Below are 11,916 nucleotides of genomic sequence, written 5' to 3' on the forward strand. Positions count from 1 at the left end.
CGCTAATTGTATATTACATACATGTAAGACGACATACGTCATGTTATCGACTTGTAAGGAGAGAAAAAAATGAAAAGTGTAAGATTACCATCGATGCTAGAAATCATAGTTCTTTTATTACTATTTCTTGCTGTTGTCTTTTCCTTCCAAACGATTTTTGATCTCCCAATTCAATTAGCGCTATTTATTTCATGGTTTTTAGTAATTGCGCTTGGATTAAGATTAGGATTTCGTTATCAAGAATTGCAAGATGCAATTACGAAAGGGATTTCTAACGGATTAGAAGCAATACTGATTTTAGTTGCAGTAGGTGCTTTAATTGGAACGTGGATTGCTGGTGGGGTAGTACCAACATTAATCTATTATGGATTAGAATTTATTCACCCTAGCATATTCCTATTAGCAACATTAATTATTTGTTCTATAACTTCTATCGCAACAGGAACGTCTTGGGGAACAGTGGGAACAGCAGGTATTGCTATGATGGCGATTGGTGAAGGACTTGGTTTACCACTTCCGCTTGTTGCTGGTGCAGTTCTTTCAGGAGCTTATTTCGGCGACAAATTATCACCACTTTCTGATAGCACAGTTCTTGCAGCTTCTATGGCGAAAGTAGATGTTATTGCTCACGTTCGAGCTATGCTCGTATTAGATGTTCCGGCTTATATTATTACTAGTATTATGTTTACTGTAGCTGGTTGGATGTATGGCGGCGATAATGTAGATTTGAATCGAGTAGAATTTTTAAAAGAAGCTTTATTAAAGCAATTTGATATTAAAATATGGATGCTTGTTCCGGCGGTCATTGTTATCGTTCTATTAGCGATGAAGAAACCGTCTATGCCAACAATTGCAATGGGAGCTTTAATTGGTGCAATTTGGGCAACTCTTTTCCAAGGGATGAACTTTGGAGAGGCGATTGGAACAGCTTATAACGGATTCTCAATTCAATCTGGTGTTGAGTTTGTTGACAAGTTATTAAACCGTGGTGGAATTAACGGCATGCTTGGCTCAGTAGCCGTTATTATTTTCGGTTTAGGATTTGGTGGATTACTTGAAAAACTAGGTGTTTTAAAAGTAATCGTATCAAAATTTGAGAAGAAATTAAATTCTGCAGGTAATGTAACATTGTCTACATTAATCGTGGCATTCTTAGCTAATATATTTGGTTGTGCGATGTATGTATCACTAATTTTAACACCAAAAATTATGGAAGATAGCTATGATAAATTAAAAATAGACCGTCGTGTATTAGCGCGTAACTCAGAAGTAGGTGGAACGTTAACTTCAGGTATGGTTCCATGGTCTGATAATGGTATTTTTATGGCGGGTATTTTAGGTGTAGCAACGTTCTCATACGTTCCGTTTATGTGGTTAAGCTTCGTATCGTTAATTTTAGCAGTTATTTACGGATATACAGGCAAATTCATCTGGTATGTAGATGATGCAGATAAAGGAAAGCAAGCATCATAAAATAAAAATCACCTTCTACAATATGTAGAAGGTGATTTTTTTATTTTTTAATAGCATTTGCTGAAGTTATTTCATTCTCATATTTAGCAATTTTTTGTTGTATCTTTTTTAAGTTTTTTTCAGTGTCTTGCATGAGCTGTAAGACATTGGTCTCCTGTTGTTTCATTAATGCTAACCTTTGAAGGATGGTAGATTCTCCTTCCATAGACCAGTCGATAAATTGTTTTATTTTTTGAATTGGCATACTGGTGTTTTTTAAACACAAAATCATTTCTAAATATTTCAGTGCTTCTTCATCAAAAACTCGATCTCCTTTTTCGTTTCTTTGCAGAAAAGGAAACAGTCCTTGTTTATCGTAATAACGTATTTGAGAAATAGTTAAATGTTGCATTTTGGCGACTTGCCCAATTGTATAATACATATCATTCATCCTTTTATTACCAAGGTATAATGCCATCTTTGTTAAGTATTTTACCATTATAGTTTGTTTCACTTAATGCATATTTAATAATAATTTTAGCACTTTCAGTGGTTGTATGGCCACCAGGGGAATTTCCATTAAGATCCGTAGTTGTAAAACCAGGAGTTACCCCAAATACTTCTGGACCGTTAGTGGCAAATTCTTTACTAAAAGCTAATGTTAAAGCATTAATAGCTGTTTTGGAAGAATTATATCCTAGTGTATTAATTGGATGTGTTTCACCATTAGCAAACATTGTTAGTGAGGCCATGTCAGTTGTTACATTTATGATTTTACTGTTGCTTGAATTCTTTAATAATGGTAAAAAGGCTTGCATCATTTGGAAAGTTCCAAAAAAATTAACTTCAAATCCTTGGCGTAAAGTTTCAATATTTAATTCACTAGGTAGTGTATTGAAGTCTAGCGCTATGCCTGCGTTATTAATTAATAAATGTAAGTGGTCAGTCATTTCGTAAATTTTCTTTATTGCTTCTTGAATGGATTGTGAATTTGAAATATCTACTTGAATATAGGAAACGTTTGAAACATTTAAAGATTCTACGGCTTGTTGTCCAAGTTGTTCATTACGAGCACCTAAAAATACGTGATAATCTTTTTCTGCTAATTGACGAACAAGTTCATATCCAATTCCTTTATTTGCACCTGTTATAAAAGCATATTTTTTCATATTGAATTCCTCCAGTAGTGTTATAGTAGGTTACAATGGAAAGGATACAGCCTAAACTTAAGTTTAGGTCAAGAGGAATTTTTTAAAATAAATATAGAATATCTATATATAAGAGTGAGAATTCTTATCATTTAAGAGAAAGTCTGTTATTATAAGAGATGTAGGTATTATATTTTCAAGGGGATGAAAACATGGAGTACAGAATTGAAAGAGATACATTAGGAGAAATAAAAGTTCCAGCTGATAAATTATGGGCAGCACAAACACAACGTAGTAAAGAAAACTTTCCAATTGGAACAGAGCAAATGCCACTTGAAATTGTAAAAGCATTTGCAATTTTAAAGAAGAGTGCAGCGCTTAGCAATCAAAAATTAGGAAAGCTATCAGAAGAAAAAGCAGAAGCAATTGTAGAAGCTGCGGATGAAGTGATTGCAGGGAAATGGAATGAACATTTTCCGCTTGTCGTATGGCAAACAGGTAGTGGTACACAGTCAAACATGAATGTGAATGAAGTAATTGCAAATCGTGGGAATCAAATTTTGAAAGAGAAGGGATCTGACGTACATATTCATCCGAATGATGATGTGAACATGTCACAAAGTTCAAATGATACATTTCCAACGGCGCTTCATGTAGCTTGTGTAATCGCAGTAGAAAATCACGTATTACCAGCAATTACGAAATTAAAAGAAACTTTAGCAGAAAAAGTAACTGCATTTGAACATATTATAAAAATTGGTCGTACACATTTACAAGATGCAACGCCGTTAACTTTAGGGCAAGAAATTAGCGGATGGCACCGTATGCTTGAAAAAACAGAGCGTATGATTGCAGAGAGCAATACATATATGAAAGAGTTAGCAATTGGTGGAACTGCGGTTGGAACAGGTATCAATGCTCATCCTAAATTTGGTGAGATGGTATCAGAGGAAATTAGTCAATTTACAGGTAAACAATTTGTTTCTGCACCAAATAAGTTCCATGCATTAACGAGCCATGATGAAGTTGTATATACTCACGGTGCATTAAAAGCATTAGCTGCGGATTTAATGAAAATCGCTAACGATGTACGTTGGCTTGCAAGTGGTCCACGTAGTGGTCTTGGAGAAATTATTATTCCAGCAAATGAACCGGGAAGCTCTATTATGCCAGGGAAAGTAAATCCAACGCAAAGTGAAGCATTAACGATGGTTGTAGCGCAAGTGATGGGGAATGATGCAACAATCGGATTTGCTGCGAGCCAAGGTAACTTTGAGTTAAATGTATTTAAACCTGTTATTGCTTATAACTTCTTACAATCAGCTCACTTATTAGCGGATGCAATTGTTTCGTTTAATGACAATTGTGCAGTTGGTATTGAAGCAGATGAAGAAGTAATTAATGAAAATGTGAATCGTTCACTAATGCTTGTAACAGCGCTAAACCCACATATCGGATATGAAAATGCAGCGAAAATTGCGAAGCATGCTCATAAAGAAGGGTTAACTTTAAAAGAAGCAGCATTGCAATCTGGGCTACTAACAGAAGAGCAATTTGATGAAATTGTAGATCCAAAGAAAATGATTGCTCCAAAAGAGTAATAGAGAAAGCCAAGGTTCTTAGTATAGAATCTTGGCTTTTTTGATGTTCATTTTTATGTTTCATCTACTTGCAATACTACAAGCTTCAAAATATATTATTTGTTAGCAGGCGTATTCATTACTTTCATCTGTGGGCAGTTCTCTTTTAAGAGTGAAATGAATTTTTCTTCTTCTAGTGGTACGAAAGTGGTCACTGAGTCAAATAAATTGTAATGGATTTCTAATTGTTGTCTAGTCCATTTTTTTGAATGAAGTTTTTTACCAGAGTATTTAACGTGACGAATATCTTCAAATGGAATTTCAGTATGAAAAATGAAACCGTGTTTTACAACAAGAGATGATTCCGTTATGTTGTAGTGAGAGAAATAGAATGAAGAAAGATTCACGATATTTAATAGCATCATGAGAGTGAAAAAAATAGAATTTTCATTTTGGAAGAATAACGAAACGAAAAAAATAATTATAAATAATGTAATGAAAATGACGTGGAATGGATTTTTTTTCGCTTTAAATTTCAAGTTAGTCACCTCGGTATACTTGTTCTTTAACTAAATTAAATCATAACATTGTGATAAAACGTGTGAATATGCAGAATTGCATATTCGCGCGTTTTATTATTCATGTAAAATTTCTTGATGGGATAAATTCAAAAGAAGTTTTGTAATAGTGGAGTGGCATAAAGTGACTTACAAGAATAGAAAGATAGCGTTAGTCATAATTAGTTGTATGATCATTATGAGTAGTTGTGCTAATAAATTTGTTGAAGATAGAAATCGAAAGCATACATTTGTACAAGCAAGTAAGGTTTTAGTAGAGACTGTAAATAGAATATATAAAAAGTAAAGGATGTTTTCTTATACGAAAACATCTTTTTTGTAGTTAAAATTGAATACTGAAGTTTTGGAATGAGTGAATACCAGTTCCATATTCACTAATCGCATATGTATTCTGTGCAATTTGTTTAACGGTAAACTAAGGGTCTTAAAGAATATTTATGTTCTATTTCACATCCTATAAAATGAATTTGTATAAACATATTCGCTTTTCGTTGTATTAAACCCTTTTGTTAGATGTTTTTATAAAAGTTTATAAAATGGGCAAACGAAACGTTGAAATATTTGTTTGTGTTGTGATAAGATGATGAAGTGATAATAAACGATATATTGATTTGTTTGGTTTTAAATAAACATTTTGAAGGAGTGTTTAGTATGGGCGATATTTCAGAGAAGTTTTGGGATGCGTCAATAGAGGAATTAAAGAAAGGGTATGTGTTTGATGAAGAAAAAGAGGAGTACATTTGCTTAGCTTGTGGTGAAACATTTATTAAAGGTGTTATTTATCAAGATAACCAAATTTTGTATGAAGCAGAGAAGTTCGTCCAATTGCATATTCAAAATGAGCATACGTCTATGTTTGATTATTTGTTAAATATGGATAAGAAATTTACTGGTTTAACGGATTTACAAAAGAAAATGGTTCAGTTTTTCCATATGGGACTGAATGATAAAGAAATTGTAAAAGAGATGGATGGCGGAAGTACATCAACAATTCGTAATCATCGATTTACACTGCGAGAGAAAATGAAGCAAGCAAAAGTATTTTTAGCGCTAATGGAATTATCAGAAGAAAAATCAAAAGTACAAACGAAATTTGTGCCAATTCATAGAACAGCAACGATGGTGGATGATCGATACAATATTACGGAAGAAGAAAATGATGAAGTATTAAAAGCTCATTTTACAGAAGGATTAGATGGACCTCTCTCTAAATTTCCGAAGAAACAAAAGCGTAAATTAATTATATTGCGCCATTTAGTGAAGAAGTTTGATAGTAATAAAAAGTATACTGAAAAAGAAGTAAATACAGTGATAGAAAATGTATACCCTGATTTTGTAACTTTAAGAAGATATTTAATCGAATATGGATTTTTAGATCGAACAGCCGATGGAAGTCAATATTGGGTGAAGTTATAATCATACGAAAAGAAAATGAATAGAAGCACAGTATTATAACAACTATACAAAGAGATAGAGATTGAAAATAGATGTTTAATAAAAGGAGAAATGAAATTTGAAACCACCTGCAGATAACAATAAAGAAGGTGCGGAGTCACATAAGTTGGAAAGTGAGAGTAAACCGATTTGGAAATCGATGTCGATGTTTTTAGTACCGTTATTATTAAGTAATGTACTACAATCAGTTGGACAATTATTTGGTATGGTAGTAGTAGGAAGATGGCTTGGAGTTAATGATTTAGCGGCTATATCAGCATTCTTCCCATTATTTTTCTTGCTCGTTTCATTTGTAATTGGTATCGGTTCAGGAAGCTCTATTTTAATTGGTCAGGCGTTTGGTGCTAAAAACGAAGATCGTTTAAAAGCTATCGTTGGTACGACGTTGACGTTTACCTTTATTATTGGAGTTGTATTGGCGATAATAGGCAGTATTTTTGCGATGGATATTATGCGTCTAATGGGAACGCCAGAAAATATTATTGAAATAAGTGTACATTATGCACGGATTTTATTTATATCGATGCCAGTATTATTTTTATATTTCGCATATACAACATTTATGAGAGGTACAGGAGATTCTAAAACGCCATTTTACTTTTTAATTGTAAGTACAGCGCTAAATATGATCTTATTACCGATTCTTATTTTTGGATGGTTAGGAGCTCCGAAATTAGATGTGTATGGAGCGGCCTATGCATCTGTTATATCTACAGTTATTACGTTTATTGTCATGCTTGTGTATTTAAAGAAGAAAAATCACCCATTACAACTAGATGGAACGGTTAGAAAATACCTTCGAATGGATGGGGAGTTATTAAAGCTATTACTAAGGCTCGGTATTCCAGCGAGTATTAATATGATATTAGTTTCATTATCTGAAATTGCCGTAATCGCATTTGTAAATCGTTACGGTTCGGATGCAACAGCTGCTTACGGCGTTGTGAATCAAGTTGCAAGTTATGTACAAATGCCAGCAGTTAGCCTTGGTATTACAGTTTCCATTTTTGCGGCACAATCGATTGGTGCGAATCAATTTGATCGATTACAGAAAGTTGTGAAGGCCGGAATTATTATGAACTACGTCATCGGTGGTGTGTTAATATCTCTTATTTACGTATTCTCAAGAGACATTTTATCACTATTTTTAACGAGTCAAACTACAATTGAAATTGCTCATAGCTTAGTTATGATTACATTATGGAGTTATTTAATTTTCGGTCATGCACAAATTATTAGTGCGACAATGCGAGCGAGCGGTACAGTACTTTGGCCAACTGTTATTGGAGTTGTTTCAATTTGGCTTGTAGAAGTACCCGTAGCATATTATCTTTCTTACCATACAAGTCTTGGAATAGAAGGCATTTGGATCGGGTATCCAGCAGCATTTATTGTCAGCTTAATATTACAGTATGCATATTATAAGCTTTCATGGCAAAAGAAACGAATTACACGATTAGTTAGTTAAATAGAAAAATGTCCCTAAGTTATTAGACTTAGGGACATTTTTTCGTAAGTTCAGGTTTATAAATAGCTTTTTAAAGTTATATCAAAATGTTGTCTAATGAGTGTTTTATCACTCATATAAAACTCCCACGCTCTTTCCGGTTCACCGATAATCTCAAAGGATTCCTCTGTAATATATAAAGCGCAATTATCCTCCAGTGCAATTCCTTCTATATTCCCTTGATGATTTTGTAAAAAGGAATGGAAGGCGTTCATTCTGTTTAATTGATTATAATGTGGACAAAATCTTTTATTAACAATACCCCATCCGTTACTCTCTATATAACCAGAACCTTCATAATCTGATCGGATACTAGACGTGAACCAACACATAGCACCAGCGCTATAACCAGCAATAAGTGTTCCTTGCTGCAGAGCCAATAATAATTTTTCATCGAGTCTATGTTCTTTCCATTGCGTAAGCATGTGAATATAGTTCCCGCCACCTAAATAAATTAAATCGGCTGAATGAATCATCTCGTCTATTTCATACTTTGAAGGTGAATCTGTTGTAGTACGTAAAATTTGTACTTCACAATGTAATTGTTTTTCAAAAGTGTCTAAAAATAATTTTATATAGCTTTCATCATCATGACTAGCCGTTGGAATAAACAATATTTTTGGGTACTGTTTATTTGTTAATTCTATAAGGCGTTCATTAATAGGCAAGTGATTTGAATCTTGTAAATCACCGCCACCAATGACAGCTAATTTCATAGTAAAGCACCACCTAATTATTTTTGTTATATAAAAATTCGATAGAAGAGAGTTACATTCCTTCCGTAATGTAATCAATAATTAGAAAATGTAGCTTAAGTATATCGGAATAGTAAAGAAACTACTGACTATATATACCAATGCATTAGAAACCATACATTGATATATAATATTTCATACTAATGTTTCAAAATATGGAAAAAATATGTTTAAATAGATATAATGACGCATTGATTCATATTGAATTTATACTTATATTTTAAAAGGGTATCGGAAATAATAGCGATTTTTTAAAACAGTTTTTACTTTTAATAGGAAGTTGTATTACAATATGTTAAAATTATTTCAATATATTTATTTAATATGAAATACAAAGAAGGAGAGTGAAAAAAGTGGATTTTCGATTTGAATTTACAACGAAGCTGAAAGAATACTTAGACGATGAGAAGGATGAAAAAATAATAAAAGATGGACACAGAGATGTAATTTTTCACTATTTATATGCGTTAGAGACTGAAATTGGCGTTGTTAAAAATCCTAATTTTACTTTTTTTGCATCAGGAAGACGTTCACATATAGTGTTAGAAAACGTTGAATTTAAAACAGAAGTAAATGTAAAAAGTAATATAATTGAAATTACAAAAATAGTGGATAATGTAGCTATTCCGTTAGATACTATCGTAGCGAAAGATCGGGAATTATTTGCACTTGGACGTAATGAGAAGTTTAGTGTACAAATATTAGAGCAGTATCTTTTTGATACATTTGGAGAAAAATTAGGTTTAAAATGAATGGAATAGCCTATGTATTTATGGGTAGTTAATTTTCATATATCATTTACGTTTGACCTTTCATTTAATTTATACTACAATTCGTAGTGTGAAAGGAGTTGTACAATGTTTACTCAAAACTATAAGTTAAATGAGCACGGGTTAAATCATTTCTTTGGACCGCTTGAAGCGAAAATTATGGAGATTGTTTGGTCTAGCGATGGTATTACTATTAAAGAAGTGCAGCAGAAATTAAGTGAAGAATCACCTGTGAATTTTAACACTGTTATGACAGTTATGAACAGGTTAGTAGAGAAATTACACTTAGAAAAACAGACTGTGAAAAGAAGTGGTATATATCGTGCTGTACAAACAAAAGAAGAATTCTTATCCAATCAAACGAAGAAAATGACACAGGAATTGATGGGGGAATTTGGAGATTTAGTTGTAAATCATATGTTAGATGAGTTAGAGCAGGCTGATCCGACTTTAATAAAAAAGTTAGAAGACAAATTGAGTCAGTTAAAAAGAGAGGATTAATGAAATGAAATGGCAAATGCGTAAAATCGTATTGTTAGCAGTAATTGTTAGTATCCTCTTTTTCAGTATGTTAGTGTATTACGTTACATATCCATTTCTGTTTCAAAATAAGATGTTCCTTCTTTCAAATTTTTGTTTGTTCCAGTTAGAAAAACATATGAAAGAATTATCGCTGATTCGTATTATAATCGCTGGATTATTACTACTTACTGTATTAATCGTGTGCAAAAGAATTTGGCGACAATTTTTCTATAGTAAAAAATTACAAAAAGTACTTATCCCTTTCGTCCGAAAAAGAAAACAAATATATATATTGCCGACTACGGAAGTTGCGGCATTTACAATTGGGCTATTTCGTCCGAAAGTTGTCATGTCGGAAGGGTTGCTTCAAACATTTTCAGATGAAGAAATTGATGCGATTATTTTCCATGAAGAATATCATCAAAAGAATTGGGATCCGCTAAAATTATTTTGTTTTACGCTATTAGCAGAAGGAATGATGTACATACCGATATTAAAAGGGTTGTTACAGCGATATCATACGTATCAGGAGCTAGCTGCTGATAAATATGCGATGCAAAAAATGGAATCTTCATTTGAGTTAGGTAGCGCGTTATTAAAATTAATTAAAATAAAGACAATGGAAAATCGATGTGTTACAGCTTCATTTGCAAAAACAGCAATAAATTTACGAATCGAGCAAGTGTTAAATGAAAAGGTTGTTAAGCTTACTATTCCGTTACATACGAATTCGGTATATGTAACAGTAGGTTTATTCTGTATGTCGGTTGTACTTATTGTCGGAGAGTGCATATAGCCTCTTTTTTTAAGAATAAACACTACTCATCGTAGTGTTTAAGGGGGAATAAAATGAATGCAGCAGATTTAACAATTTGGCTTGTGGCTGGGGCGGGAGTATTGTCATTTATATCACCGTGCTCTTTACCGCTATATCCATCTTATTTATCTTATATTACAGGTGTGTCTATCCAAGATTTAAAAGAAAATCGTGGGATTATGCAAAAATCAGCGATTATACATACAGTATTTTTTATGATCGGATTTTCGGTTATATTTTACGCGTTAGGTTTATCGGTAAGCTGGATTGGAATAACATTTTCATCTAACCAAAAATTGATTCAACAAATTGGTGGGATTTTTATTGTTTTAATGGGGCTATTTATGACGGGCTTGTTTCAGCCTAAGTGGCTTATGGCAGAGAAAAAGGTGCAGTATAGAAGTAAATCGACTGGATATATTCGCTCGATTTTAGTCGGTATGACATATGCAGCAGGTTGGACGCCATGTGTTGGACCGATATTTTCAGCTGTACTCATGCTTGGCGCGACGAATCCTGAAGGGGCGCTTCTTTATATTACAGCGTATACTCTTGGGTTTGCGGTTCCATTTTTCGTGATGGCATTCTTTATTGGGAAGGTAAAATGGATTGTTACATATGCCAATGTCATGATGAAAATTGGCGGTGGAATGATGATTGTAACAGGTATTTTATTGTATACAAATCAAATGACGAAAATTACAGCATTCTTTATTCGTCTATTCGGTGGATTTACAGGTTTTTAAAAATGAGGAGGAAGAAAAGTGAAGAAACTAATTGCTATTATACTAGTAGGTGCTCTCGCTTGGGCGGGGGTTAACTTTTATAATTCAAAGAAAGAAGAAAAGGAAAGAAAAGCAAAGCAAGCAGAGTTACAGGAGAAAGAAGTATTACCACAAGTCGGTTTTAAAGCACCTAGCATCACATTAAAAGGATTAGACGGAAAGTTACAGTCGTTAAATGATGCAAAGGGAAAACCGTATATTATTAATTTTTGGGCATCATGGTGTGGGCCGTGTGAAATGGAGGCACCTGACTTAGTTCATATGTATGATAAATATAAAAAGGATGTTGAAATTTTTGCGGTGAATGCAACTGTTAGTGACCCAGTACAAGAAGCAAGCGCATTTGCTAATCGTTATGGTTTTGAGTTTCCTGTTCTACTAGATATGGACGGAATAGCTGGACTAGATTATAAAGTATTCTCTTTACCGACGACATTTTTTGTTAATAAAGATGGAATTATAGTAGATCATGTACGAGGTGTATTACCACCAGATCAATTAGAAAAGAAATTTAAGAAATTGATTGAGAATTAAAAGGAGATTTGGT

At 33.2% G+C, this 11,916-nt stretch carries 13 protein-coding genes; 9 read left to right on the forward strand and 4 right to left on the reverse strand.

Annotated features, from left to right (window positions below; translation table 11 throughout):
- The first annotated feature begins 69 nt into the window (after window positions 1–69).
- Window positions 70–1,473 (forward strand): Na+/H+ antiporter NhaC, encoded by a 1,404-nt coding sequence (nhaC, locus tag ACTL4X_RS08720; RefSeq protein ID WP_000843992.1) that lies wholly within the window; start codon window positions 70–72, stop codon window positions 1,471–1,473.
- A gap of 40 nt (window positions 1,474–1,513) precedes the next feature.
- Here the strand turns inward: nhaC and ACTL4X_RS08725 are convergent, their stop codons facing one another.
- On the reverse strand, window positions 1,514–1,894 hold the full coding sequence (locus tag ACTL4X_RS08725) for a MerR family transcriptional regulator (RefSeq protein ID WP_000291863.1): 381 nt from the start codon (window positions 1,892–1,894) through the stop codon (window positions 1,514–1,516).
- 16 nt (window positions 1,895–1,910) lie between these two features.
- Window positions 1,911–2,621, reverse strand: coding sequence for an SDR family NAD(P)-dependent oxidoreductase (locus ACTL4X_RS08730; protein WP_000759544.1), 711 nt, complete (start codon window positions 2,619–2,621; stop codon window positions 1,911–1,913).
- Window positions 2,622–2,812: 191 nt separating this feature from the next.
- Here ACTL4X_RS08730 and fumC point away from each other — a divergent pair, with 191 nt between their 5' ends.
- On the forward strand, window positions 2,813–4,201 hold the full coding sequence (fumC, locus tag ACTL4X_RS08735) for a class II fumarate hydratase (protein ID WP_000456608.1): 1,389 nt from the start codon (window positions 2,813–2,815) through the stop codon (window positions 4,199–4,201).
- A gap of 95 nt (window positions 4,202–4,296) precedes the next feature.
- Here fumC and ACTL4X_RS08740 read toward each other — a convergent pair whose 3' ends face one another.
- Entirely contained in the window at window positions 4,297–4,719 is a 423-nt protein-coding gene (locus ACTL4X_RS08740; protein ID WP_000669069.1) for a PH domain-containing protein, read from the reverse strand.
- 690 nt (window positions 4,720–5,409) lie between these two features.
- On the opposite strand from ACTL4X_RS08740, the gene ACTL4X_RS08745 reads away from it, so the two are divergent.
- Both ACTL4X_RS08745 and ACTL4X_RS08750 read left to right on the forward strand, forming a co-directional pair.
- Window positions 5,410–6,174, forward strand: a complete 765-nt coding sequence (locus ACTL4X_RS08745; protein ID WP_441395014.1) for a DUF2087 domain-containing protein — start codon at window positions 5,410–5,412, stop codon at window positions 6,172–6,174.
- Between the two features lie 97 nt (window positions 6,175–6,271).
- Window positions 6,272–7,681: an MATE family efflux transporter gene (locus tag ACTL4X_RS08750; RefSeq protein ID WP_000804124.1), complete on the forward strand. Its 1,410-nt coding sequence runs from the start codon at window positions 6,272–6,274 to the stop codon at window positions 7,679–7,681.
- Between the two features lie 56 nt (window positions 7,682–7,737).
- Here ACTL4X_RS08750 and ACTL4X_RS08755 read toward each other — a convergent pair whose 3' ends face one another.
- Entirely contained in the window at window positions 7,738–8,436 is a 699-nt protein-coding gene (locus tag ACTL4X_RS08755; RefSeq protein ID WP_000762118.1) for a peptidase E, read from the reverse strand.
- Between the two features lie 392 nt (window positions 8,437–8,828).
- Between ACTL4X_RS08755 and ACTL4X_RS08760 the strand changes: the two genes are divergently transcribed.
- From ACTL4X_RS08760 to ACTL4X_RS08780, 5 genes are all read left to right on the forward strand, one after another.
- The gene (locus ACTL4X_RS08760) at window positions 8,829–9,227 is read left to right on the forward strand and encodes a DUF3942 family protein (RefSeq protein WP_000347525.1); all 399 of its coding nucleotides are present in this window, start codon (window positions 8,829–8,831) and stop codon (window positions 9,225–9,227) included.
- Window positions 9,228–9,332: 105 nt separating this feature from the next.
- The gene (locus ACTL4X_RS08765; protein ID WP_000495053.1) at window positions 9,333–9,746 is read left to right on the forward strand and encodes a BlaI/MecI/CopY family transcriptional regulator; all 414 of its coding nucleotides are present in this window, start codon (window positions 9,333–9,335) and stop codon (window positions 9,744–9,746) included.
- Window positions 9,747–9,750: 4 nt separating this feature from the next.
- Complete coding sequence (locus ACTL4X_RS08770; RefSeq protein WP_000871939.1) at window positions 9,751–10,563, forward strand: M56 family metallopeptidase; 813 nt, start codon at window positions 9,751–9,753, stop codon at window positions 10,561–10,563.
- A gap of 53 nt (window positions 10,564–10,616) precedes the next feature.
- Window positions 10,617–11,330, forward strand: coding sequence for a cytochrome c-type biogenesis protein CcdA (gene ccdA, locus ACTL4X_RS08775; RefSeq protein WP_000990443.1), 714 nt, complete (start codon window positions 10,617–10,619; stop codon window positions 11,328–11,330).
- A gap of 18 nt (window positions 11,331–11,348) precedes the next feature.
- Window positions 11,349–11,903: a TlpA family protein disulfide reductase gene (locus ACTL4X_RS08780; RefSeq protein ID WP_017657423.1), complete on the forward strand. Its 555-nt coding sequence runs from the start codon at window positions 11,349–11,351 to the stop codon at window positions 11,901–11,903.
- Window positions 11,904–11,916 lie beyond the last annotated feature (13 nt).

This window comes from Bacillus sp. RE35, from assembly GCF_052146655.1.
GTDB classification, from domain to species: Bacteria; Bacillota; Bacilli; order Bacillales; family Bacillaceae_G; genus Bacillus_A; species Bacillus_A cereus.